27 protein-coding genes are annotated in these 23525 nt (G+C 34.9%); 18 read left to right on the forward strand and 9 right to left on the reverse strand.

Features of this window, described 5'->3' with window-relative positions; translation table 11 throughout:
* The first annotated feature begins 12 nt into the window (after positions 1-12).
* Positions 13-675, forward strand: a complete 663-nt coding sequence (locus tag DSM00_RS04070) for a peptidoglycan-binding protein LysM (RefSeq protein ID WP_128756757.1) — start codon at positions 13-15, stop codon at positions 673-675.
* Positions 676-723: 48 nt separating this feature from the next.
* Here the strand turns inward: DSM00_RS04070 and DSM00_RS04075 are convergent, their stop codons facing one another.
* The 3 genes from DSM00_RS04075 to dnaA all read right to left on the reverse strand — a co-directional run bounded on the left by DSM00_RS04075 (position 724) and on the right by dnaA (position 3416).
* On the reverse strand, positions 724-1443 hold the full coding sequence (locus DSM00_RS04075) for an SAM-dependent methyltransferase (RefSeq protein WP_128756758.1): 720 nt from the start codon (positions 1441-1443) through the stop codon (positions 724-726).
* A 9-nt stretch (positions 1444-1452) separates the two neighbouring features.
* Positions 1453-1914: a low molecular weight protein-tyrosine-phosphatase gene (locus tag DSM00_RS04080; RefSeq protein WP_128756759.1), complete on the reverse strand. Its 462-nt coding sequence runs from the start codon at positions 1912-1914 to the stop codon at positions 1453-1455.
* 71 nt (positions 1915-1985) lie between these two features.
* Complete coding sequence (gene dnaA, locus DSM00_RS04085; RefSeq protein ID WP_128756760.1) at positions 1986-3416, reverse strand: chromosomal replication initiator protein DnaA; 1431 nt, start codon at positions 3414-3416, stop codon at positions 1986-1988.
* A gap of 200 nt (positions 3417-3616) precedes the next feature.
* Between dnaA and DSM00_RS04090 the strand changes: the two genes are divergently transcribed.
* Positions 3617-4015 (forward strand): acyl-CoA thioesterase, encoded by a 399-nt coding sequence (locus DSM00_RS04090; RefSeq protein WP_128756761.1) that lies wholly within the window; start codon positions 3617-3619, stop codon positions 4013-4015.
* Here DSM00_RS04090 and DSM00_RS04095 read toward each other — a convergent pair.
* Genes DSM00_RS04095 through ribD form a run of 4 tightly spaced genes read right to left on the reverse strand, consistent with a single transcriptional unit; the run spans position 4012 to position 7161 of the window.
* A complete protein-coding gene (locus DSM00_RS04095; RefSeq protein WP_128756762.1) occupies positions 4012-4629 on the reverse strand; it encodes an IMPACT family protein in 618 nt (205 codons plus the stop codon). The two genes, DSM00_RS04090 and DSM00_RS04095, sit on opposite strands and share 4 nt — an antisense overlap.
* Before the next feature lie 3 nt (positions 4630-4632).
* Positions 4633-5505 carry an EamA family transporter gene (locus tag DSM00_RS04100; protein WP_128756763.1) on the reverse strand — a complete coding sequence of 291 codons (873 nt, stop codon included), beginning with the start codon at positions 5503-5505 and terminating at the stop codon, positions 4633-4635.
* Positions 5502-6116, reverse strand: a complete 615-nt coding sequence (locus DSM00_RS04105) for an HAD family hydrolase (protein WP_128756764.1) — start codon at positions 6114-6116, stop codon at positions 5502-5504. Before DSM00_RS04105 ends, DSM00_RS04100 begins: the two co-directional genes overlap by 4 nt.
* Positions 6109-7161, reverse strand: a complete 1053-nt coding sequence (gene ribD, locus DSM00_RS04110; RefSeq protein ID WP_128756765.1) for a bifunctional diaminohydroxyphosphoribosylaminopyrimidine deaminase/5-amino-6-(5-phosphoribosylamino)uracil reductase RibD — start codon at positions 7159-7161, stop codon at positions 6109-6111. The genes DSM00_RS04105 and ribD overlap by 8 nt, the downstream gene beginning before the upstream one ends.
* A 33-nt stretch (positions 7162-7194) precedes the next feature.
* Here ribD and DSM00_RS04115 point away from each other — a divergent pair, with 33 nt between their 5' ends.
* From DSM00_RS04115 to DSM00_RS04135, 5 genes are read left to right on the forward strand one after another with little or no spacing between them, the layout of a single operon-like run.
* Positions 7195-7674, forward strand: a complete 480-nt coding sequence (locus tag DSM00_RS04115; RefSeq protein ID WP_128756766.1) for a GNAT family N-acetyltransferase — start codon at positions 7195-7197, stop codon at positions 7672-7674.
* Positions 7674-8525, forward strand: coding sequence for a peptide chain release factor N(5)-glutamine methyltransferase (prmC, locus tag DSM00_RS04120; RefSeq protein ID WP_128756767.1), 852 nt, complete (start codon positions 7674-7676; stop codon positions 8523-8525). Before DSM00_RS04115 ends, prmC begins: the two co-directional genes overlap by 1 nt.
* On the forward strand, positions 8525-9115 hold the full coding sequence (locus DSM00_RS04125; protein WP_128756768.1) for an LOG family protein: 591 nt from the start codon (positions 8525-8527) through the stop codon (positions 9113-9115). The genes prmC and DSM00_RS04125 overlap by 1 nt, the downstream gene beginning before the upstream one ends.
* 50 nt (positions 9116-9165) lie before the next feature.
* Positions 9166-11157, forward strand: a complete 1992-nt coding sequence (gene ligA / locus DSM00_RS04130) for an NAD-dependent DNA ligase LigA (protein WP_128756769.1) — start codon at positions 9166-9168, stop codon at positions 11155-11157.
* A gap of 25 nt (positions 11158-11182) precedes the next feature.
* On the forward strand, positions 11183-11872 hold the full coding sequence (locus DSM00_RS04135; protein ID WP_128756770.1) for a hypothetical protein: 690 nt from the start codon (positions 11183-11185) through the stop codon (positions 11870-11872).
* Here DSM00_RS04135 and DSM00_RS04140 read toward each other — a convergent pair.
* Positions 11869-12777, reverse strand: coding sequence for a bifunctional metallophosphatase/5'-nucleotidase (locus tag DSM00_RS04140; RefSeq protein ID WP_128756771.1), 909 nt, complete (start codon positions 12775-12777; stop codon positions 11869-11871). The two genes, DSM00_RS04135 and DSM00_RS04140, sit on opposite strands and share 4 nt — an antisense overlap.
* Before the next feature lie 5 nt (positions 12778-12782).
* On the reverse strand, positions 12783-13532 hold the full coding sequence (locus tag DSM00_RS04145) for a 5'-nucleotidase C-terminal domain-containing protein (protein ID WP_128756772.1): 750 nt from the start codon (positions 13530-13532) through the stop codon (positions 12783-12785).
* 64 nt (positions 13533-13596) lie between these two features.
* Here DSM00_RS04145 and DSM00_RS04150 point away from each other — a divergent pair, with 64 nt between their 5' ends.
* From DSM00_RS04150 to coaE, 11 genes are all read left to right on the forward strand, one after another.
* On the forward strand, positions 13597-14115 hold the full coding sequence (locus tag DSM00_RS04150) for a DUF6913 domain-containing protein (RefSeq protein ID WP_128756773.1): 519 nt from the start codon (positions 13597-13599) through the stop codon (positions 14113-14115).
* Complete coding sequence (gene dapA, locus DSM00_RS04155; RefSeq protein ID WP_128756774.1) at positions 14116-14997, forward strand: 4-hydroxy-tetrahydrodipicolinate synthase; 882 nt, start codon at positions 14116-14118, stop codon at positions 14995-14997.
* 36 nt (positions 14998-15033) lie between these two features.
* Complete coding sequence (locus DSM00_RS04160; RefSeq protein ID WP_128756775.1) at positions 15034-15840, forward strand: outer membrane protein assembly factor BamD; 807 nt, start codon at positions 15034-15036, stop codon at positions 15838-15840.
* Between the two features lie 18 nt (positions 15841-15858).
* On the forward strand, positions 15859-16185 hold the full coding sequence (locus DSM00_RS04165; RefSeq protein ID WP_128756776.1) for a DNA-directed RNA polymerase subunit omega: 327 nt from the start codon (positions 15859-15861) through the stop codon (positions 16183-16185).
* A gap of 3 nt (positions 16186-16188) precedes the next feature.
* On the forward strand, positions 16189-17400 hold the full coding sequence (gene coaBC / locus DSM00_RS04170; protein ID WP_128756777.1) for a bifunctional phosphopantothenoylcysteine decarboxylase/phosphopantothenate--cysteine ligase CoaBC: 1212 nt from the start codon (positions 16189-16191) through the stop codon (positions 17398-17400).
* Positions 17393-18277, forward strand: coding sequence for a type IX secretion system protein PorD (gene porD / locus DSM00_RS04175; protein WP_128756778.1), 885 nt, complete (start codon positions 17393-17395; stop codon positions 18275-18277). Before coaBC ends, porD begins: the two co-directional genes overlap by 8 nt.
* Positions 18278-18366: 89 nt before the next feature.
* Complete coding sequence (recN, locus tag DSM00_RS04180) at positions 18367-20019, forward strand: DNA repair protein RecN (protein ID WP_128756779.1); 1653 nt, start codon at positions 18367-18369, stop codon at positions 20017-20019.
* 39 nt (positions 20020-20058) lie between these two features.
* The gene (locus DSM00_RS04185) at positions 20059-20880 is read left to right on the forward strand and encodes an enoyl-ACP reductase FabI (protein WP_128756780.1); all 822 of its coding nucleotides are present in this window, start codon (positions 20059-20061) and stop codon (positions 20878-20880) included.
* A gap of 83 nt (positions 20881-20963) precedes the next feature.
* Positions 20964-21962, forward strand: coding sequence for a glycosyltransferase (locus DSM00_RS04190; protein ID WP_128756781.1), 999 nt, complete (start codon positions 20964-20966; stop codon positions 21960-21962).
* 23 nt (positions 21963-21985) lie between these two features.
* Entirely contained in the window at positions 21986-22930 is a 945-nt protein-coding gene (locus tag DSM00_RS04195) for a CdaR family protein (protein ID WP_128756782.1), read from the forward strand.
* Positions 22927-23520, forward strand: coding sequence for a dephospho-CoA kinase (coaE, locus tag DSM00_RS04200; protein ID WP_128756783.1), 594 nt, complete (start codon positions 22927-22929; stop codon positions 23518-23520). The genes DSM00_RS04195 and coaE overlap by 4 nt, the downstream gene beginning before the upstream one ends.
* Positions 23521-23525: the final 5 nt, after the last annotated feature.

The following is a 23525-nucleotide window of genomic DNA, read 5'->3' on the forward strand; positions in this document are numbered from 1 at the left end:
GAAAAATTATTTATGACAAGAAACATAGTAAAATTAGCAGCGCTCCCTTCTGTATTTGGTCTTGTAGCACTAAGTATGTCTATAAAAGATACAGAAATGCCTCTTGATAACTCTACTGATGGTTTAGAACTTTTTTATACAGTTCCTCAGGCAGACGAGTTAGATTCTTCTACTATTTTTGATGAAACAAAAAATTCAAGTTTAGCGACTACCGGCAAATCATTTACCGGTTTTAAAGAAGCCTTAGGGTTTAAAGAGTCACAAAATGATTACAAACGTATAAACCAGTTTGGATATTTAGGTAAATATCAATTTGGTAGAAGTACGTTACTTTTATTAGGTATTTCAGATACTGATGCATTTTTAGAAAACCCGGTTTTGCAGGAGAAAGCCTTTGTAGCAAATGCTTCGCGTAACAAATGGGTTTTACGCAAAGACATTAAGCGTTTTAGCGGTAAAAAAATGAACGGTATTACGATTACAGAATCAGGGATTTTAGCGGCCGCTCATCTGGCAGGGCCCGGAAGCGTAAAAAACTATTTACGTTCTGGAGGTGCAGACGGATTTAAGGATGCATTTGGTACTTCGGTACACAGCTACCTTAAGAAATTTGGCGGTTATGATATCTCTTTTATCGAAGCAAATAAAAATGCTAAGGTAGATTTAGAAAGTTAAATAGAAACTAAATTTTTAAAAAAAACGACCTCTTTGAGGTCGTTTTTTTTATGCGTGAATTATAAATAATGCAGGTCTTTTGTGTAGATCAGGTTGCTTAGTTTTCCACATAGATATTGGTTTAGTGACTATAAACTCTGTGGGTAGGGTTATATCACAAGCTATACAAAGTCTGGTCGATGCATTTAATGAATTACAGAGCTCTTCAATAAGTTTGTTATTTCGATAAGGTGTTTCAATAAACAATTGAGACTGATTATAATCTCTTGATATGGTTTCTAATCTTTTTAATTCTTGACGTTTTTCCTTCTGGTCAATAGGTAAATAGCCGTTGAAAGCAAAATTTTGACCGTTCATACCACTACTCATCATTGCCATTAAAATAGAAGAAGGGCCTACAAGAGGAACAACCTGAATCCCTTTTTCGTGAGCCAGACGCACAATGTCTGCACCAGGATCTGCAACACCCGGCACACCAGCTTCAGACATTAATCCTATAGATATTCCTTTAAGGCAGGAGTCTAGAAAAGTTGGTATATCTGTAATATCTGTATGTTTATTTAGAGCGTGTAATCTAAGGTTTGGTTGCGATTTGTCAGTACAAAGCTGTTTGATAAATCTGCGTGCGGTTTTTTCATTTTCTACAATAAACTCATCAAGTTCATAAACAATTTTCTGCACCATACCAGGCATTACTTCTAATGGTGCCGTTTCACCTAAAGTGGTAGGGATCAAATAAAGTTTTCCAAATGTTGAATTTATATGCATAAGTCGTAGTTATATCTTAGTCATTCGTTCTGCGATTTTTGAAGTTGCCTCATCGAGCATTTCAAATACAGAATCAAAGCCTCTCAAACTGTCGTTATATGGATCTGGAACATCTACTTTTTCGCCAGGAAATAATTCGTCAAGAATAAGTTTTACTTTAGCTTTATCAGCTTCTGAGCGTGCTAGATTCTGTACATCTTCGAGATTGTAAATATCCATAACGAATATGTGATCATAAGCATCAAAGTGTGCAGTTTTAAATTGCATACCACGTTGATCTGTAATATCAATTCCATTTTTTTGTGCAACAGCTATACTTCTTGAGTCTGGCAAACTACCTATATGCCAAGAACCGGTACCGGCAGAATCTACTTGAAATTTTGTGGGATCCAGTTTTGATTTTAATAATCCTTCAGCCAAAGGAGATCTACAGATATTTCCTAAGCAGACCATAAGAATATGTGTTTTCATTTCAAGAATTTTTAAAATAAGAAGTTAATCTTGATGAAAAGAATTGTAAAAAAAAGGTCTGAACAAGAGACTTACATCGTAAGTTTCTTGTTCAAATCTTCTACATATTTTCTAAACTGTTTATCTGTTGCAGATAAATTATCTACAGTCTTACAAGCGTGTAATACCGTTGCGTGATCTCTTTTTCCTATTTGAGATCCTATACTTGCTAAAGAAGCCTTAGTAAGTTTTTTTGCAAAAAACATAGCTAGCTGACGGGCTTGAACAATATGTCTTTTTCTAGTTTTAGATTGTAATGTATCTACATCCATTTGAAAATAGTCACTTACTACTTTCTGGATATATTCAATAGAAACCTCGCGCTTAGTATGCTTAACATAGTTGTCAACAATACGTTTTGCAAGCTCTAGATTAATTTCTTTTCGGTTGAACGAAGAATGAGCAATTAGGGATATAATAGCTCCTTCTAGTTCTCTAATATTAGTTTTGATGTTATTTGCTAAAAACTCAACAATATCTTCTGGCATTTCGACACCATCTTGATATAGTTTATTTTTAATAATAGAAACACGTGTTTCAAATCCTGGTTGCTGCAATTCTGCAGAAAGACCCCATTTAAAACGAGATAATAAACGCTGTTCTATATCCTGCATATCTACAGGAGCTTTATCACTCGTAAGAACGACTTGCTTTCCGTTTTGATGTAAGTGATTGAAAATGTGAAAAAATACATCTTGTGTTCCTGCTTTACCAGATAATAATTGAATATCATCAACAATTAATACATCAATGACCTGATAGAAATGTATAAAATCGTTACGGTTATTCTTCTTTACAGACTCAATGTATTGCTGCGTAAATTTTTCTGCGGAAATATAGAGAACAGTTTTTTCTGGATATCTATCTTTAATTTGAACACCTATAGCGTGTGCTAAATGTGTTTTACCTAAACCAACACCACCAAATATTAATAAGGGATTAAAAGACGTGCCTCCAGGCTTATTGGCAACAGCCATACCTGCAGAACGAGCTAATCTGTTTGAATCTCCCTCCAGAAAATTATCAAAATTATAATTTGGGTTTAATTGAGATTCAATCTGTAAGTTGCGAATTCCTGGAATTATAAACGGATTCTTAAGCTCTGGATTTTTGTTTTTAAAAGGAGCATCAACCTCCTGAGACTTCATCGTAGAAGGTCTGTTTGTACTTGGAATTTTTTCTGTAAAAGGCTGTCTGTTTCCGTAGGTGTTTTCCATACGTATTACATAAACCAGCTTTGCACTTTCCCCAAGCTCTTTTGTAAGCGAAACTTTTAAAAGTTTAACGTAATGCTCTTCTAGCCACTCGTAAAAAAATTTACTAGGAACCTGTATACTTAAAGCATTATCTGTAAGTTTAACCGCCTTAATGGGTTCGAACCAGGTTTTGTAAGCCTGCGGGGTTATATTGTCTTGAATAAATAAGAGACAATTATCCCAAACTGTTTGCGCAGTCATACTCATTATAATGGTTAAATTTTAAGTTGTTTATAATTTAGATCACTTGAAAAGTGAGAAAATGTAGAGATCTTCGTTTCTTTCAGTGCGGGGCAAATATGTGAACAAAATATGTAATAAAAAAAGAAAATTAGATTGGTTTTGTAGAATTTTTATCGCATACTAAGCTTCTTCTCGAACCTCTAATTATATATGTTAATAAGTCTATGAAAACAAGTACAACCACTGTTAAAGTTCGTTACGCTGAAACTGATAAAATGGGAGTAGTGCATCACGCGAACTACCCAATATACTTGGAACTCGCTCGTATTGAGTGGTTAAACGATATTGGTATTTCTTATAAAAATATGGAGGAGGAAGGTGTGATGCTGCCTGTTTATGAAATGCAATTTTCTTTCTTAAGTCCGGCATATTTTGATGATACTTTAACCATAAAAACTATACTAAAACAATTACCTCGTGCTCGTATTACTTTTGACTACGAAATTACTAATGAAGCGGGTAAATTATTAACAAAAGCGCAAACAACTTTGGTCTTTATCGATACCAAAACTAATAGGCCAACCCGTTGTCCAGAATATGTTTTAGACCGACTTAAAAATTAAAAGTCTTCTAGCGTTGTTTTTAATCCAAAAACCAAGTCAAAACGTTCTTTTACTTGTTCAATTGCATTTTTGCGGACGCTCACGGTAATTGAACAACTTAAATGCATTTCTTGATTAACAATATCTAATTGCTCTTCTTTAATAATACGCATTACGGTATGTAAAAGTGGGTATTCAAATTGAATATTTAAGCTTTGTGTGATTACCTTTATCTTAATTTTTGCACTTTCTAATGCGAGTTGTGCGGCTGTTTTATAGGCTTGGATTAATCCTCCCACACCTAAGTTAGTTCCACCATAATAACGAATTACAGTTACCAGTATTTCAGTAACATCAAATGACTGGATTTGACCGTATATTGGAATTCCCGCAGAATTATTGGGTTCACCATCGTCATTTGCCCGATACTGTTCATAATTTTTTCCTAGCTGCCAAGCATAACATACGTGTGAAGCTTTATTATGATTGGTTTTTAACTGAAGTAATATTGGTTCAATCTCATTTTCTGAACTTACTGGATGTGCTTGACCAATAAATTTACTACCCCGATCTTTAAAAAGGGATTCTTCACTGGTTGTATTAATCGTTTTATAAGTGTCTATGTTGTCAAACATTAATTATGATTTAACTATTGCGATACAAATAATACTAATAAGAGCTAGAAAAAATCCGAGCCAGTTTTTTCTGGACAGCTTTTCTCTAAAGAATAAAATACCTAGTAATACAGCACAAATTAAAATCCCCACATTATTTAAGGTAAATACAACCGAACTTTCGAGCTGCGGATTTCTAAGTGCTTTTACTAAAAAGTAAATGGAATAATAATTAGGTATTCCTAAGGCGAGGCCTCCCACTAGATTCTTGAACTTTATTTTTTCATTTTGCCTCAATACTTTAAATATCAAAATTGATATGCCAATAACAAAAGCAGTTAAAAAGATAACGGCAGAGAATAATGAGATGTCATCCTGCTCAACATAGCTTGTTTCTAAATATTTTATTGTAGTATCTATAATACCGCTACCTAGAAAAACTAAAATAGGAAATAGCAGCTCATTTTTAGAGACTAGTTTAGAGGTATTATCTTTAACTGAAACTAGATATACCGCAATTAAAGCTAAAATAATGCCTGAAATTTTTAATAAACCTGCATTTTCATTATAGTATAATAAACCAAAGGCAATGGGAATGACTACGCTCATTTTTGTAGAAACAGAGACTACAGAAAGACCACTACGTTGTGTGGTGATGGCCATTAAATTAAAAATTAAAATAAATAAAAAACCTAGAAATACAGTTCCTCCAAACCAGGAATAATTAGGAAGATCGATTAGATTTATGGGTTTTGCGTAACCAATTATACCTGCAGCACACGCAATGGCATAGTTAACTACAATTGCTTGGAAGGTGTTTATTTTAAATAAATCAAATAATTTAAATACGAGAAATATTACACTTGATGCTAAAATACTTAGAAGTAGATAAATCAAAAGTATTGTTTTTTTGTGGTGAACAATTGGGTTATATCATCTTGGCCCGGTTCTAAATGCCACGTCTTAATGTTCATAGATGCGGCTGCAGCAGTATTTAAAATCGTGTCATCTATAAAAAACGTTTCTTCAGCAACTAATTTATTTTCTTCAATTACGTAGTCATAAATTTCTAGATCTGGTTTTCTAAGGTTTATTTGTTGAGACAGATAAAAACGCTCAAAGCAATTCTGAAATTGAGAATAACGCAAAGCACCCATATTCTTTATTACTTGTTCAATGTGTAGGTCATTTGTATTACTTAATAAGAATAGCCTGTATTTACCTTGTTGTTTTAACTCCATTAACCAATCTAAACGGTGTTGTGGGAAATCTAAGATGATGCTATTCCACGCAGTTGTAAATGAAATCTTTGTTAGTGATGGAAATTTGTCTAAATAATTAGCTATTAATGCTTCTGTAGTAATCAGTCCTTTTTCATAACTATTATGCCATCTATTCATATCTGCATCTATGTCCCGTATTCCCATTTTTGCTAATGCTTCTTCAGGAGCTTTTTTGTCGAGATTTATAAAAACATCTCCAAAATCAAATAGTAGATTTTTAATCATTTTGATTATAATAATAGGTTAGTATGTCTCCTGAGATTTTTGATACTGATGACTCTTTGTATAATGTTAGTTTAGGTGCAGCTAAACCTTTTTTAAAGTTTGTACTTCCTTTAAAAACTCGTGCTTCATCCCACAGATTGTTGTCTATAAAATGCTGAAGTGTTATCGTACCACCTTCTATTATTACAGATTGCAAGTCTTCAGAATAAAGAAGATCACAAATTTTATAAGGTAGTTCTGTATCAAACTTCATAGTATGATACGTTACATTTTTTGAATCAATTCTCTCTTGTTCAGTAATCACTACTGTGGGTGTGCTACTATCAAGCAATTTACTATCCGTTTTAATAACCAAGTTTCTATCTAAAACAACGCGAGTGGGAGAGTGGCCGTACCATTCACGGGTGGTTAATTCTGGATCATCTGCTTGTGCGGTATTTGTTCCTACTAAAATACTTTGCTCTTCTGAACGCCATTTATGCACGCATATTTTTGTGTGTGGATTAGTAATCCAGAATGGCTGTTTTTCTTGTCTAAAAATAGTATCGGGTGCAATGAAACCATCGTTACTTTCTGCCCATTTTAAAAGTATGTAAGGTCGTTTATTATTATGATAGGTAAAAAAGCGTTTATTTAAATCCTGACATAGTTTTTCTAAAACCCCTACTTGAACTTCACAACCTGCATCCAATAATTTTTTTATGCCTTTACCAGCAACTTGAGCAAATGGGTCTACGGTACCTATAACAATTTTCTTTATTCCTTTTGCAATTATTAAATCACTGCAAGGAGGAGTTTTTCCAAAATGGCTACAGGGTTCCAGACTTACATAAATAGTAGACTCTTTTAATAAATCTTGATTAGAAACGCTATTTATTGCAATTACTTCAGCGTGGGCTTCTCCGGCTTTGCGATGCCAACCTTCACCTATAATTTTTCCGTTATAGACAATTACACTCCCTACCATAGGGTTGGGGTAGGTAGTTCCTAGTCCGTTTTTAGCGAGTTGCACGCAACGTGCCATGTATTTTTCGTGTATCTTCACAAGCTCAAAAATACCAATTAAAACTAAGATAGGATGTTACAAATTAGGCCAGTTGAGCTTCAGGATAATTCTAAGCTCGCTGAAACTATTAGAACGGTTTTGATAGAATTAGGTGTTCCTAAAGTAGGAACTGCTTATGCAGATACGTCACTAGACTTCATGTATGAAACCTACAGAGCAAGTAATGAATCTTACTTTGTAATCACCGATGGTAATCGCATTGTAGGTGGTGCGGGGATTGCTCCTTTAGCAAATTACGAAGGTAATACCTGCGAGCTGCAGAAAATGTATTTGCTTGCCGAAGTAAGAGGTTTAGGCTATGGTATGCAGTTAATACGAACCTGCCTGGATTTTGCTCTTGCTGCGGGATTTGAAGATGTATATTTAGAAACTATGCCTTATATGAAAAATGCTCAAAGATTATATGCTAAAGCCGGTTTTGAATATATAGATGCACCATTAGGAAATACAGGTCATAGCGCTTGCCCGATTTATATGCTAAGAAAGCTGTAATGAAACTAAAATTATTTAAAGAGCAATTTTATAATAAGCTGGAGTCTAAGTTTCCGCAGTCTGAAATTGCTACATTTTTTAAGATACTAATCGATAGCTATCTTTCTATAAAACCCGTAGACCTGGTGCTCAATCCAGATTTAGAATTGAGCGTTGAGCAACTGAAATTAATGAAAACTGCTGAAGAGCGTTTACATACAAATGAACCCATTCAGTATATAATAGGAGAGACAGAATTTTATGGATATCCGTTTGAAGTGACAGATGCTGTACTAATTCCTCGACCTGAAACAGAAGAATTAGTAGAATGGATTACTAAAGACTTACAAGAACAGGTATTTACAAACCTCTCAATTCTAGATATAGGCACCGGATCAGGATGTATTGCAATTAGTCTGGCAAAAAACCTTCCAAATGCTAAAATTTCGGCAATTGATATTTCAGAAAGAGCTATAGAATTAGCCCAGCGCAATGCTGAGAAAAACGCTGTTTCAGTAAATTTTTTAGAACGAGATATACTCAATACCTCAGTTTTACCTCATAAATACACGGTAATTGTTTCAAACCCGCCTTATGTACGTAATCTGGAAAAGGCAGAAATAGTATCTAATGTATTAGATCACGAACCTGAATTAGCCTTATTTGTAGATGATAATGACCCCTTAATTTTTTATCGAAAAATTAGTGAGTTGGCATATTCGTTTTTAGAAGAAGAGGGTATTTTGTATTTCGAGATCAATCAGTATCTTGGTGCAGAAACTATAAATCTTATAAAAAATATAGGTTTTACCACTGTTGAATTGCGTGATGATTTTGCAGGAAAACCTAGAATGATTAAAGCAAAACGTTGATGAACAATTTAAAATCTATTTGTGTTTTCTGCGGAAGCAGTGAGGGAACAGATCCTATAATCGTTAAAGAAGCGCAACAACTTGGAGTTGAATTTGCCAAACGCAATATTGACTTAATTTATGGCGGTTCAAAAATAGGGATAATGGGTAAAATAGCAATTTCGTGTATAGAAAATGGTGGCAAAGCAATAGGCATTATTCCACAATTTTTAAAAACTAAAGAGATTGTTCATGAAGGTCTTGATGAACTCATCACCACTCAAAATATGCACGAGCGAAAGCTTAAAATGCAGGAAATGAGCGATGGTTTTATAACTCTTCCAGGAGGTTTTGGCACTTTTGAAGAGCTTTTTGAAATTATTACCTGGAGTCAATTAGGTTTACACCATAAGCCTATAGGAATATTAAATTCTAATGGTTTTTATGATCATCTAATTGCAATGCTGGATGAGATGGTATCCAGAGGGTTTTTAAAGCCTGAAAACAGAGCATTGCTCATTGAAGATACAGATATTGAGAAACTATTTAATAAGATGGAGAATTTTGTACCAGATTATTCTACAAAATTATTAAAACCGGAAAATACCTGATTTTAAATAATTCTCATATTTACTAATTGCCCAATTTCCATTTTTAATTTATGAATATCAAAGATAAAATACAGGCGCTGCGCGACGAACTGCAAAGTCATAACTATAACTATTATGTTTTAGATAAACCTGTAATAGATGATTATGCTTTTGATCTTAAATTGAAAGAACTTCAAGAATTAGAAGCAACACATCCAGAATTTTATGATCCCAACTCCCCGTCGCTGCGTGTGGGTGGTCAAATCACAAAGAGCTTTAATACGGTTAAACATGAAACACGTATGTATTCTTTAGATAATAGCTATTCTCTACAGGATCTTGAAGACTGGGAAAAACGATTAAAAAAATTAGTAGACGGTGAGGTAGAATATGTTTGTGAATTAAAGTATGATGGAGCTTCGATAAGTTTAACCTACGAAAAAGGAGAATTAATACGAGCAGTTACCCGAGGCGATGGAGTGCAGGGAGATGATGTGACAAATAATATAAAAACGATAAGATCTGTACCTTTAAAATTAAAAGGAGATTTTCCTGAGAAATTTGATATTCGTGGAGAAATTGTATTGCCGCTTGCAGGTTTTGCGGCAATGAATGCAGAACGTGTAGAAGCGGGTGAAGAACCTTATAGTAATCCCCGTAATACTGCTTCGGGTAGCTTAAAACTTCAGGATAGTTCTGAAGTTGCAAAGAGGCCTCTTGAATGCTTATTGTATAGCATTGTAGGAGAGAATTTAAATATTAAGTCGCAGTTTGAAAGTTTAGAAAAGGCACGGTCCTGGGGGTTTAAAGTTCCTGAAGTAGCAAAATTAACGAGCTCAACAGAAGAAACCTTCAAGTTTCTAAATCATTGGGATGCGCATAGACACGAATTGCCATACGAGACAGATGGTGTTGTAATTAAGGTAAATAGTTTTCAGCAACAAGACGAACTAGGGTTTACTGCTAAGGCTCCGCGCTGGGCAATGGCCTATAAGTTTAAAACCGAACAAGCAGAGACATTACTTGAAGAGATTACATATCAAGTAGGGCGTACAGGTGCCATAACTCCGGTTGCTAATCTACAGGCTGTACAGCTAGCGGGTACAATTGTAAAGCGAGCATCTTTACATAATGCTGATCAAATCGCTAAGCTGGATATTCGGGAAGGCGATATGGTTTATGTAGAAAAAGGAGGTGAAATTATACCTAAGATTGTAGGTGTGGATTTTGAAAAACGTTCTATTGATTCAAAGGAAACTCAATATATTACCAACTGTCCAGAATGTAACACCGAGCTCGTAAGGCAACCGGGAGAAGCGCAGCATTATTGTCCCAATACAATGGGATGTCCTCCTCAAATTATCGGAAGAATACAACATTACATTTCTAGAAAAGCTTTAGATATTGAAGGTTTAGGGGGTGAGACCGTTGCCTTACTTGTAAAGCAAGGCTTAATTACAAACTATGCCGATTTATATAGTCTAAAGAAAGAGCAAATATTACCATTAGAGCGTATGGCAGAAAAATCTGCTGTGAATCTTATTAATGGTATTGAAGCCTCTAAGAAGATAGCATTTGAGCGTGTTTTGTTTGGTTTAGGAATACGCTATGTGGGTGAGACGGTTGCGCGTAAATTAGCTAAGCAATTTAAAAATATCGGCGCCTTAGCTAATGCATCTTTAGAAGATTTGATTGCTGTAGATGAAATAGGAGAGCGTATAGCTCAAAGTGTAGTTGAGTTTTTTGGTTCTGAGCAAAATAAAGAATTAGTTGATAGGCTAAAAGAATACGGTGTCCAATTAGAATTAGACGCTGCTGTGTTAGAGAATCAAACTGAAAAGCTAAAAGGAAATACGTTTGTAATTTCTGGAGTATTCACCCAGGTTTCCAGAACAGAACTCAAGAAATTAATTGAAGATAACGGAGGCAAAGCTTCAGGGAGTATATCTTCGAAAACTAATTATCTGGTTGCTGGGGAGAATATGGGGCCAAGTAAACGGGAGAAAGCAGAGAAACTAAATGTACCTATAATTACAGAAGCAGAATTTCTAGATATGATCTAGTAATTTTGATAGACTATAAGAAAATATGAAACCTACTAGATTCTGGTACTTAGCACTCTTAAGTTGCCTGCTATACCTTATTATATCTGAAATTGATATGGAGTGGGGGTTTTATATTAAGCCACTTTATGGGATGTTTTTCTATTTGTTTTATTACTATGCGGTAAAGAAACATAGTATTGTTCTTCTCATTTTTCAGATTACTTCTATTATTGCTGAAGTGTTTTTTGTGCTAGATCTGAATATGTACTTTGATGAGGTACTGTATTTTTATTTTATAGCAACATCCATGATGCTTTTCTTATTTGTACCTATTTTGAAAATTAAATCTAGGGAAGTAACACGAGAAATGACTCTGGAGCCTTTACTTGGAGTCTTATTTTGTGCATATTTAATAGGTCATATGTTGACGCTGTTTTATGATAGCGTACCTAATAAATTACTTCTAATAATTGGAGCTGTATTTTTATTTGCCTTCACGGCGGTTTGTTCACTTATACCCTTACGCTCAGGTCATCCTAGTAATATCAAAGCATATATAATAGCTGGCACCTTAGTTATAGAGTGTGTAACAGGCTTTATTTATTATTACATGCTTGAAATACCGATCATGTTTTCGGTACTCACGATATCTATCTGTTTTCATAAGGCCGCAGTAACCTCATATTTTGTAGATGTTACTAAAATTCTTAAGGATCAGGAAGAATATATCTAAACCCTGATTAACGTAGCAGAATTGCTCTTCTTTCCGTCCATATCAAATTCAAAATCAATTCTCCCTAAATTGACACCGGCCCAGCCTACTTGATTTACAAGCACATCCTTACCTTCGATGTTTTTTAGAATTTCAGGTTTTGGTAAAAAAGTATGAGTATGCCCACCTATAATTAAGTCGATGTTTTTAGTTTGAGATGCTAGCTTACGGTCAGATATTTTATCGTATTTATAATCGTAGCCCAGATGAGAAAGGCTAATAATAAGATCACATTTATGCTCTTCTTTTAATACACGAGTTGTGTCTTGGGCAATTTCTAAGGGGTTGAGGTATTTTGTTTCTTTCGACAGACTTTCAGTAACGAGTCCATCAAGTTGAATGCCCAATCCAAAAACACCTATTTTAATACCGTCTTTTATAAATATATCGTAGGGTTTAGTCAGCCCTTCCATAATTGTATTGGTGAAATCATAATTAGCGCTCAGTAACTTAAATTTTGCGTTAGGCATTTGAGCTGCTAATCCGCCAACACCATTATCAAAGTCATGGTTTCCTATTGTAGCGGCATCGTAACCCATCATACTCATCAATTTAAATTCGAGTTCTCCACCATAGAAATTAAAATAGGGAGTGCCTTGAAAGATATCACCTGCATCTAAAAGGAGTGTGTGCGGATTTTCGTTACGTATATTTTGAATAAGCGTCAATCGTCTTGCTACACCACCCTGATTTGAAAAAGAAGGATCTTCTACTGGAAAAGGTTCGATGTGGCTATGTACATCATTAGTATGTAAAATGGTGATTTTCTTAGTGCTTCTAGTTTCTGCAAAAAGATTAAAACTAGGAGTTGTACTTAAAAGCGCAGTCGCAGCACCTGTTTGCATTAAAAACTTTCTTCTTTCCATAGAATTTATTCCTTAATAAATCGATTGTCGCGTATGGGTGCGATTGTATCCTGTTTTGTAAAGTGATCAATTAAGATACTTCTCATTTTATAATCTAAAATGGTTGTTGATTTTGGATTTGTAAAAAATACCATTCCGTCTCCACCTTGTTGTAAATAATCATTCGTAGCAATAAAATAGGTTTTGCCATCTTCAATAGCTTTGCCGTTCAAAGTTGCGGAAGCTAATTCGTTTTCTGAATTTAGAATGAGTTGCATATTTGATATAGGGTGTGCTTTTCCGGTTTTAAGATATTCAAACATAGCCCGCACATCTCCACTTGTAATTTCTACCACGACAATACTGTTTTCAAAAGGCATAATCTCATATGCGCTTCCCATAGTTACGTCACCTGCACGTAAAACAGATCGTATTCCACCGTGATTTAATACAACACCGTCTATATGTTTACCAGTTTTTTTAAAAAATACCGGATCGCCATATTCGAGAACAGTATCTGCCATCATATTGCCAATAGCCGTGTTGTAAGGGCCATCAGATTTAGATAGACTTTGAGGAGCATAGGCAAGAACTGCGTTCATCTCATCGTCGATACGTTTTTTGTAAGGAGCGATATAGTCAATCACCATTTGATTAGACTCAAGGCTGTCTGTGACTGCAATCTGTTTACCTTGTACAGCTTTTAGATTTGCTTGAGAGGGCTTACAGGTAACGAAGAGAAAACCTATAAGTATTAGAGTATAAATTCTATTCATACGTGTTAAATTAGCGGTTTACATTGAGGTATAATTGTCTACATTTGCCGCAAAACAAAGGTAAATGTTTTTAGACGGATGGAAACTATATTCGCTTAAAAGAAAGCTTCAAAAAAGTGTAGAAAATAGCACGTCAAATCATTTTGATAATGGTAACACGCAGCAGATTGGGATTGTATTTGATGCACGTTATGTAGATAAAAGCCAAATGCTTGCTCTGGCGCAAGATGTTTTTAACGGTTATGAACTGCAGTTATTCGGGTTTTCAAATACTAAAACTTCAGAAGACTTAATTGAAAACACAAGTTTTTCAACTCGTGATTTTACGGTATTTGGAGGTATTAAGAATGAGGCATTAAATATGTTTCTAGCCAAACCTTTTAATATCTTAATAAGCTATTACGATAGAGAAAATGTATTTTTGCAGTTTGTTACATCACAGTCAAAAGCAAGTTTTAAAGTTGGTCTGCCCGTAGAGGATTTAGGAATAAATGATCTTACAATCAGTACTGATTTAGATAATATTACTTTGTTTAAAATTGAATTAGTAAAGTATTTGAAAATATTAAAACGCATATACTAAATGCAAGAATTAAAAGGTACAGGAGTAGCGCTAGTTACTCCATTTAAAGAAGATCTAAGCTTAGATCTTGAAGGATTAAGCAATGTAATTGAAAATTGTATTGCTGGTGGGGTAGATTATCTTGTTGTAATGGGTACAACGGCAGAAAATGCTACATTAACTGAAGATGAAAAGGAAAAGGTTGTAGCGAAGGCTATCGAAGTTAACGCAGGTAGATTACCTTTAGTACTTGGAGTAGGAGGTAACAATACAACTCGTATTATTCAAGAGCTTACCGAAAAAGATTTAAGTGCTTTCACGGCTATCTTATCGGTTTCTCCATATTATAACAGACCCAGCCAAATCGGTATATATGAACACTATAAAGCACTTGCTAGTGTGTCAAAACTGCCTATAATTTTGTACAATGTACCTGGACGCACAGGAAGTAATGTGCTTCCGGAAACTATTATTAGGTTAGCAAATGATTGCCCAAATATTATAGGAGTAAAAGAAGCGGCTGGAGATATAACGCAAATGATGCACATTATTAAAGATCGTCCATCTAATTTTCTAGTTATTTCTGGAGATGATGTTTTGGCCTTGCCTACAATAAGTGCTGGTGGCGATGGTGTGATTTCGGTTTTAGGACAAGGTGTTCCTAAACCATTTTCTAAGATGGTTAAAGAAGGTTTAAATGGTAATTTTAAGGAGGCTTATGCGTTGCATTATCAATTGATGCCTGCTGCAGACCTTATTTTTGCTGAAGGTAATCCTGCAGGGATTAAAGCGATGCTGGCTCAAAAAGGGGTTTGTTCAGATACGGTACGGTTGCCATTAGTTGCAGCAAGTATGTCTTTGAGAGCAAATATTGCAACATACTTAAATGACACCGGTCTTTAAGTTTTTTAATCTATAGAAAAAACCTATTTTTGCACGATGTTTTCAAGAATAAATAAGAAAATTATAATAGTAGCAGTTGCAGCAGTGAGTCTGGCATCTTGTAGTGAGTATCAAAAGGCGTTAAAGTCTGAAGATATGGGTAAGAAGTATGCAATGGCAGATTCTCTATATGACTCTGGTAAATACCGAAAGTCTTTAAAGCTTTGGGAGCAAATTGTACCTAGCTATCGAGGTAAGCCTCAGGCAGAACGCATTATGTTTTTATATGCAGATGCACACTTTCAGGTAGAAGACTATTATTTGGCAGGTTATCAGTTTGATCGTTTTGTTTCTGCCTATCCAGATTCAGAAAAAACAGAGGAAGCACAATACAAAGCGGCTTTAAGCTATGCAGAGTTGTCGCCTAATTATCAGTTAGATCAATCAGAGACTCAAAAAGGTCTTGATCAACTTCAACAATTTATTGCAGCATATCCAGAATCTGAATATACTGAGGATGCTAGTGAGCGCATTAAGGAGTTGAGTATTAAAATGCAGAAAAAATCTTATGAGATTGCAAAGGGATGGCACAAGATTATGGAGTATCCTACAGCTATATCAGCATTAGATGATTTTATTTCAGATTATCCGGGCTCACCTTTTCGTGAAGCAGCATTTTTCTATAAATTAGATTCTCAGTATCAATATGGTTCAAAAAGTATAAATGTACTTGTTAGACCTCGACTGGAAGAAGCATTAGAAATGTACGAGACCTTAACACGTTATTTTCCGGAAGGAGAATACAGAGCTCAGGCAGATGAGATAAAATTAGATATTGAAAAAATATTAGAAAATTATTCCTAATTAAATAATTGAATTACTATGGACGTTAAAAATATGGAAGCACCAGTAAATACAGTAACTCTTAATAGAAGTGAAATTGACGCTCCTACAGGAAATATTTACGAGGCGATCTCAATTATAGCAAAACGTGCTACACAAATTAATACTGAGATTAAAAAAGAATTATTAGAGAAATTAGATGAGTTTGCTACTTACAGTGACAGCTTAGAAGAGATCTTTGAAAATAAAGAACAAATAGAAGTCTCTAAATTCTATGAGCGCTTGCCTAAAGCACATGCAATGGCGGTTCAGGAATGGTTAGATGATAAAATATATTTTCGCGATACGACTACACCTACAGAGTAGTTTATGTCTATTTTAAGTGAAAAAAAGGTATTACTTGGAGTAACTGCCGGAATAGCTGCCTATAAAGCAGCTATTTTGGTTAGAGGGTTTATCAAAGCCGGAGCACAGGTACGTGTGGTTATGACTCCTGAAGCAAAAAATTTTGTAACCCCTTTAACCCTTTCTACACTTTCAAAAAATGAAGTGCATTCTACATTTGTAAGTACAGAAAATGAGAATGCTGTTTGGAATAATCACGTTGAACTCGGTCTATGGGCCGATTTCTTTGTTATAGCCCCGGCGACAGCAAATACACTTTCAAAAATGGCTTCAGGAGCTAGTGATAATTTATTATTGGCAACTTATCTTTCAGCTAAATGTCCGGTTTATTTTGCACCTGCAATGGACCTTGATATGTACAAACATTCCAGTACGCATCATTCCTTTGAGAAATTAATTGGTTTTGGGAATATTATGATTCCTGCTACGAGCGGAGAATTAGCTAGTGGTCTTGAAGGTCAGGGTAGAATGGCTGAGCCAGAGGATATTGTTGCGTTTATTGAACGTGATATACTTAGCAAATTACCTTTAAAAGGAAAGAAATTTCTAGTTACAGCAGGACCTACCTATGAATCTATTGATCCGGTACGCTTTATAGGAAATCACAGTAGCGGCAAAATGGGATTTGCAATAGCAGAAGCCGCTGCTAACTTAGGAGCATCGGTTTATTTGATAGCAGGACCCACACATTTAAATACAACTCATAATTTTGTTACTACAATACGCGTTACTTCAGCTGAAGAAATGTTTGCTGAAGTGACTAAGCATTACGATACTTGTGATGTAGTGATAGCTGCCGCTGCAGTGGCAGATTATAAACCTGCAGCTGTTGCTAATCAAAAAATTAAGAAGAAAGACAGCGCTTTAGTAATAAATTTAGAACCCACGCAAGATATTCTCGCATATATGGGTTCAGAAAAAAAGCAACAATTTTTAGTAGGTTTCGCTTTAGAAACCGAAAATGAGCTTGAAAACGCAAAAGGTAAATTAAAGCGAAAGAATCTAGATTTGATTGTTTTAAATTCACTAAATGATACAGGTGCCGGTTTTAGAACAGAAACTAATAAGGTAACGTTCATAACAGCAGACAATCAGATTTTGCCACAAGAACTCAAACCAAAAAATGAGGTTGCTGAAGATCTACTTGATATAATTCAAAAAGGAATACATGTATAAACTCGTAGTATTATTCTTGTTTTGTGGACTAGGCTTATCAGCTCAAGAGCTTAACTGTTCTGTAATTATTAATGCAGAGCAAACGGGACAAAGCAATCTTCAGGTTTTTAGAACATTAAAAACCGAGTTGACTGAATTTATGAATAATACCACCTGGACAAATTTAAATTTTAAGCAGCAAGAACGTATAGATTGTAGTCTGGTGATTTTAGTATCCAATATCGATTCAGATTCGTTTACTGCTTCGATTCAAGTTCAATCATCACGTCCAGTTTATAATAGCACTTATAGTACGCCGATTTTTAATTTTAACGATAAGCAGTTTAGTTTTAGATATACAGAATTTCAGCCTTTAAATTATAATCCCAATACATTCGACTCTAATTTAATCTCTGTCCTAGCATTTTATGCATATACTATTATAGGTCTTGATGCCGGTAGTTATGAGCTAAACGGAGGTGAGCCTTATTTTGAGGAAGCTAAACAAATTGTAAATACGGCTCAGCAACAAGTGAGTGACGGGTGGTCTGCTCAAAGCGGTACACAATCACGCTTTAGATTAAATCAGGATTTATTATCTCCTAATTTTAGAGAGTTTTCTGATGTGTTATATGCGTATCACAGAAACGGACTTGATTACATGGCAGATAATCCCAGAGAGGCAAAACAAGGAATTGCAGTTAGCTTAGAACTTTTTAATCAAATGTATTTAAACAGACCTAACAACTTTTTGTCTCGGGTATTTTTTGATACTAAGGCAGATGAAATAGCAAAAATGTTTTCATCAGGCCCGCAGGTGAATATAAGTAATCTGGTGTCTATGTTAAATAAAGTAGCTCCTACAAAATCTTCTTCCTGGCAACAAATCAAATTATAAGAGAGCTCCTAAATTCTTTGACTGTCGTTAATTTCTCTACTATATTTACTTTAAATTATTATTCAAAGAAATCTAAACACATTACATAATTGCTCAATTCAATACACATAAAAAATTACGCTTTAATTGAGGAAGTTAACCTTCAGTTTAACAATGGGTTTACAGTAATTACTGGAGAAACTGGAGCTGGTAAATCAATACTTTTAGGAGCTTTAGGGCTCATTTTAGGAAAGCGTGCAGATATTAGTAGTATTGGTAATCCCGATGAAAAATGTGTTATTGAAGCGCATTTTGATCTTACACGATACAATTTAGAGCCTTTGTTTAATTCTGAAGATCTGGATTATGAACCGCAAACTATAATTCGCAGAGAAATATTAGCGAGTGGAAAAAGCAGAGCATTTGTAAATGACACACCAGTTACCTTAAACCAACTCTCTGCTTTAGGTATGAACCTGGTTGATATACATAGTCAACATCAAACTATGGAGGTTACTGATGTTGATTTTCAATTTCAGGTTTTAGATGCTTTTGCCGAAAATGGTAGAAATCTTTCTGAGTATAAAAATGTTTATACGAGTTATAGAAAAAAAGAAAGTGAATTAAAGAAGCTTATTAAGCAAAAGGCTGATGCTCAAAAAGAAGAGGAATATAAGTCCTTTCTTTTAGAAGAATTATTAGCTGCAAATTTAAAACCCGGAGAACAGGAACAATTAGAATCTGCACACGATACACTTAACAATGTAGAGCAAATCACCGAAGGTTTAGCTGCCGCATATCAAACATTAAGCAGAGAAGAAGTGGGTGTCAATGAAATGCTTCTCACAGCAAAAATCCGCTTATCTAAATTATCTGGTTTCAGTCCTAAACTACAAGCATTGAGCGATCGCCTTGAGGCAGTAACCATTGAACTCGATGATATTTCAGAAAGTATAAATGATCTTGCCGCAGATACAGAAGGTGACCCTACTGAACTTGCGCGTTTAGAAAGTAGATTAAAATTGTTTTTTGACCTTCAGAAAAAACATCAGGTTGCTAGTGTTGAAGAGTTGATAGCGATTAGAGATACACTTGATGAAGAGGTGCAATCTCTTACAAATCTTGATCAAAATATTACAAAGCTTGAACGTGAAATTGTCCAGTCTAAAACAGAGCTAGAAAAATTAGCAGTCATTATAACGGGTAAGCGTAGAAATACCATTGAGCCACTTACTGAAAAATTACAGCAAATATTGTCTAACCTGGGAATGCCTAATGCGCGTTTTGAGGTTAGTTTATCAGACAGTACTTCCTTTTTAGAAAATGGAAAAGATATATTAAGTTTCCTTTTTACTGCCAATAAAGGAATGCGAGCTCAAGAACTTAAAAAAGCCGCATCTGGTGGAGAATTATCTCGTATTATGCTTGCTATTAAATCTGTACTTAGTGATTATACTCAACTGCCTACCTTAATTTTTGATGAGATTGATACAGGTGTGAGCGGTGAAATCGCACTTAAAATGGGGCATATTATGAAAGCTATGGGTAATCGTATGCAGCTCATAAGTATTACTCATTTACCTCAAATTGCAGGGCAGGGAGCACATCACTTTAAAGTATTTAAAGAGGATAAACAACAGAAAACCACTACGGGTATTCGGGTTTTAGATCAGGATCAGCGTATTGCAGAGTTGGCAGAAATGCTGGGTGGCAAAGCATCATCTGATGCTGCATTTGATCACGCAAGGCAACTTCTCAATTAATAAAATAGTATATTTGACCACTTAAATTAAACAACAATTATGTCCTATAATTTATTAAAAGGAAAACGAGGAATCATATTTGGAGCGCTTGACGAAAATTCAATCGCTTGGAAGACAGCAGAACGCGTTCACGAAGAAGGTGGAACTTTTGTCTTAACAAATGCACCTATTGCTATGCGTATGGGAAGCATAAATAAGTTAGCTGAAAAAACAGGTTCTAAAATAATTCCTGCAGATGCAACTTCTGTTGAAGATCTAGAGAAACTTGTGGCCGGTGCTGTTGAAGAATTAGGTGGTAAACTTGATTTTGTTTTACACAGTATAGGAATGTCTATTAATGTACGTAAAGGACGTCATTATACAGATCAGAATTATGACTGGACTCAAAAAGGTACAGATGTAAGTGCAATGTCTTTTCATAAAACTATGCAGGTGTTGTACAAACACGATGCAATGAATGAGTGGGGAAGTATTGTAGCTTTAACATATATGGCTGCTCAACGTGTTTTTCCAGACTATAATGATATGGCAGACAATAAAGCATACTTAGAAAGTATAGCACGTAGTTTTGGTTATTTCTTTGGTCGTGATAAAAAAGTACGCGTTAATACTATTTCACAATCACCAACTCCTACAACTGCAGGGCAAGGTGTTAAAGGGTTTGATGGTTTTATAGCATATGCTGAAAAAATGAGTCCGTTAGGAAATGCTACAGCTCAAGAATGTGCAGATTATACAATTACATTGTTTTCTGACCTTACTAAAAAAGTTACTCTTCAGAATTTATTCCACGATGGTGGTTTTAGTAATATGGGTGTTAGTAACGAAGTGATGGAAGCATTTGTAAACGAGCAAAAATAATATTTAATAAGCTTATTTAAATGCCCGAAGATCTACTTCGGGCATTTTTTGTATCAATTAACCAGTAGTAATTAAGGTGTATTATGAACTTAGTTTTTTCTGTTATTGTTCCTGTTTATAACAGACCTGAAGAAGTTCGGGAATTACTTCATAGTTTATGTTTGCAAACTTATAGAAAGGATTTTGAGATAATTATAGTTGAGGATGGATCTACTGAAACTTCTAAAGCTGTAATAGAAGAATTTGGAAATTTAAACATCACCTATTTCTATAAAAAGAATACTGGTCCCGGAGACTCACGCAATTACGCAATGCAGCGTGCTAGTGGAAATTATTTTATTATCCTCGATAGTGATTGTGTACTGCCTAAAGCATATTTAAGCAGTATAGATACCCATCTTATCTCTAATTATTCTGACTTTTTTGGTGGGCCAGATGCTGCTGCATCTAATTTTACATCACTGCAAAAAGCCATTAATTATTCAATGACTTCCTTATTAACCACAGGAGGAATACGAGGAAGAAAGGAAGCAGCAACTAATTTTGAACCCCGAAGTTTTAATATGGGAATATCAAAAGCAGCTTTTGAAAAATCTGGTGGTTTCGGTAAAATTCATCCTGGAGAAGATCCTGATTTAAGTATACGGCTATGGAACTTGGGATTTAAATCTCAGTTAATTTCGGAAGCTTATGTGTATCATAAACGTCGTATCTCTTGGCCTAAATTTTATAATCAGGTGCGCAAGTTTGGTTTAGTACGACCTATACTTACAGTCTGGCATCCCCAAACCGCTAAAATAACATTCTGGTTTCCTACTTTATTTACGTTGGGATTATTTATTTCCTTTGTAATGAGTTTATATGGAATATATTTTCCACTTGTTTTAGTTGCACTATATTTTCTGATTATTCTAGGGCATTCAACTTTCAAAAATAAAAGTTTGCAAGTTGGCTTTTTATCAGTCTGGGCAGTTTTGGTTCAGTTTGCTGGTTATGGTATTGCATTTGCAGAATCTACAATTAGCATACGGTATTTAAAAAACGATCCTCGTAAAAAGTTTCCTCACTTATTTTTTAAGTAATTTTAGCGTTAATCTCTCATTCCATGTCAGAAAAAAAGAAACGTAACAGGAATTCAAACCTTCGGGTTTTTCTAACAATTTTGTTGGTTGTAGCTTCTATTTCGATAATGATTAAGCTTAATCGCAATTTTAGTTTTACCGTAAAGATTCCGCTTACCTTTCAAAATCTTTCCGAAGATTATATACTTAAAAAAAGTTCGACTACCTCTGTAAAAGTTACCGGTAAAGCCAGCGGATATGATTACTTTAAATACCGTTTTTTTTCACAGGCATTTCCTATAGATTTATCAAATCTTCCTAAGGATGGTAAAGAATCTTATTATGTTTTTAATAAAGAAAGTGATGCGTTAAAAGGAAGTTTAAGTGGTAGTGAGATTATTGCATTTGAACCCGATACAGTATTTTTCCTTTTAGATAGAAACTATGATAAGCGTGTGCCGGTTATATCTAATTTTGATATTTCCTATTCACCTGGCTACGGAAGCTTTCAGGGAATGCAAATCACACCAGATAGTATTACCGTGCGAGGCCCCGAGTCTGAAGTTGATACCATCACAAAAGTATATACCAGCTCACAGATTTTTGAAAATACCAGAGCATCAAAAGACGGAGATATATCGGTACATCTCTATAAAAAAATTGCTAATGTCGAACTCATACCAAATACTATAAAGTATAGTTTACAAGTAGATAAATTTACCGAGGGAACGGTTTCTGTACCGTTACAGCTACTTAATGTTCCAGCAAACGTTTCGGCAAAAGTTTTTCCAAAGCGTATTAATGTAATATTTAATGTAAATGTTACAAATTATGATCTTGTAAAATCATCTGATTTTAAGGTGGTAGTTGATTTTGATGAAGCAGATAGTCTATCTACATCTTTAACTCCACAAGTAATTGAGACCCCAGATTTTGTAAGAGATGTGCGTATTAGTGAAAGTACGGTTCAATATTTACTTGTAAAATGAAAATAGTAGGGATCACGGGAGGTATAGGCAGTGGTAAAAGTACGATTGCAGCTTATTTTAATTCAGAATATAATATACCAGTTTACTACTCAGACGCTGAGGCCAAGAAATTGATGGTATCCCCAGATCTCAGAACTCAAATTATTGACTTATTAGGAGTAGCGGCTTATAATGGAAATGATTTAGATCGAAAGTTTGTGGCTTCAAAAGTATTTAATGACGCACAGTTACTAGAAGCACTGAATGCAATAGTGCATCCCGCAGTAGGGGAGCATTTTATAAAATGGTCACGCTCTCAGGACGCTCCTTATGTATTAAAGGAGGCGGCTATTTTATTTGAAAACAACACAGAGACGCTATGTGACTATGTGATTTTAGTCACTGCTCCCGAAGAGGTACGTATTAATCGTGTTTTAGAAAGAGATCAAACTACTGAAGCAGAGATCAAAAGCAGAATGGATAAGCAGTGGAAGGACTCAAAAAAAATTCCTCTTGCAGATTTTGTTATTGAAAATACAGATCTGGAGTTCAGTAAAAAAATGGTTTCTAAAATTCATAGCCAACTCTTGGCAGCCCCTATAAATACCTAGCTTAA

Origin of the sequence: Leeuwenhoekiella aequorea (genome assembly GCF_004104375.1) — a bacterium.
In the GTDB taxonomy this organism is placed as follows: Bacteria; Bacteroidota; Bacteroidia; order Flavobacteriales; family Flavobacteriaceae; genus Leeuwenhoekiella; species Leeuwenhoekiella aequorea.

Bases quoted from the DNA above. Each gene is read 5' to 3' on its own strand.
- DSM00_RS04190 (WP_128756781.1), top strand. From the start codon at position 20,964: ATGAACTTAGTTTTTTCTGTTATTGTTCCTGTTTATAACAGACCTGAA.
- DSM00_RS04165 (WP_128756776.1), top strand. From the start codon at position 15,859: ATGGACGTTAAAAATATGGAAGCACCAGTAAATACAGTAACTCTTAAT.
- DSM00_RS04160 (WP_128756775.1), top strand. From the start codon at position 15,034: ATGTTTTCAAGAATAAATAAGAAAATTATAATAGTAGCAGTTGCAGCA.
- dapA (WP_128756774.1), top strand. From the start codon at position 14,116: ATGCAAGAATTAAAAGGTACAGGAGTAGCGCTAGTTACTCCATTTAAA.
- DSM00_RS04145 (WP_128756772.1), bottom strand. From the start codon at position 13,532: ATGAATAGAATTTATACTCTAATACTTATAGGTTTTCTCTTCGTTACC.
- prmC (WP_128756767.1), top strand. From the start codon at position 7,674: ATGAAACTAAAATTATTTAAAGAGCAATTTTATAATAAGCTGGAGTCT.
- ligA (WP_128756769.1), top strand. From the start codon at position 9,166: ATGAATATCAAAGATAAAATACAGGCGCTGCGCGACGAACTGCAAAGT.
- DSM00_RS04105 (WP_128756764.1), bottom strand. From the start codon at position 6,116: ATGATTAAAAATCTACTATTTGATTTTGGAGATGTTTTTATAAATCTC.
- DSM00_RS04070 (WP_128756757.1), top strand. From the start codon at position 13: ATGACAAGAAACATAGTAAAATTAGCAGCGCTCCCTTCTGTATTTGGT.
- DSM00_RS04075 (WP_128756758.1), bottom strand. From the start codon at position 1,443: ATGCATATAAATTCAACATTTGGAAAACTTTATTTGATCCCTACCACT.
- DSM00_RS04150 (WP_128756773.1), top strand. From the start codon at position 13,597: ATGTTTTTAGACGGATGGAAACTATATTCGCTTAAAAGAAAGCTTCAA.
- DSM00_RS04080 (WP_128756759.1), bottom strand. From the start codon at position 1,914: ATGAAAACACATATTCTTATGGTCTGCTTAGGAAATATCTGTAGATCT.
- DSM00_RS04090 (WP_128756761.1), top strand. From the start codon at position 3,617: ATGAAAACAAGTACAACCACTGTTAAAGTTCGTTACGCTGAAACTGAT.
- dnaA (WP_128756760.1), bottom strand. From the start codon at position 3,416: ATGAGTATGACTGCGCAAACAGTTTGGGATAATTGTCTCTTATTTATT.
- coaBC (WP_128756777.1), top strand. From the start codon at position 16,189: ATGTCTATTTTAAGTGAAAAAAAGGTATTACTTGGAGTAACTGCCGGA.
- DSM00_RS04095 (WP_128756762.1), bottom strand. From the start codon at position 4,629: ATGTTTGACAACATAGACACTTATAAAACGATTAATACAACCAGTGAA.
- coaE (WP_128756783.1), top strand. From the start codon at position 22,927: ATGAAAATAGTAGGGATCACGGGAGGTATAGGCAGTGGTAAAAGTACG.
- DSM00_RS04195 (WP_128756782.1), top strand. From the start codon at position 21,986: ATGTCAGAAAAAAAGAAACGTAACAGGAATTCAAACCTTCGGGTTTTT.
- DSM00_RS04185 (WP_128756780.1), top strand. From the start codon at position 20,059: ATGTCCTATAATTTATTAAAAGGAAAACGAGGAATCATATTTGGAGCG.
- DSM00_RS04135 (WP_128756770.1), top strand. From the start codon at position 11,183: ATGAAACCTACTAGATTCTGGTACTTAGCACTCTTAAGTTGCCTGCTA.
- porD (WP_128756778.1), top strand. From the start codon at position 17,393: ATGTATAAACTCGTAGTATTATTCTTGTTTTGTGGACTAGGCTTATCA.
- DSM00_RS04125 (WP_128756768.1), top strand. From the start codon at position 8,525: ATGAACAATTTAAAATCTATTTGTGTTTTCTGCGGAAGCAGTGAGGGA.
- DSM00_RS04115 (WP_128756766.1), top strand. From the start codon at position 7,195: ATGTTACAAATTAGGCCAGTTGAGCTTCAGGATAATTCTAAGCTCGCT.
- DSM00_RS04140 (WP_128756771.1), bottom strand. From the start codon at position 12,777: ATGGAAAGAAGAAAGTTTTTAATGCAAACAGGTGCTGCGACTGCGCTT.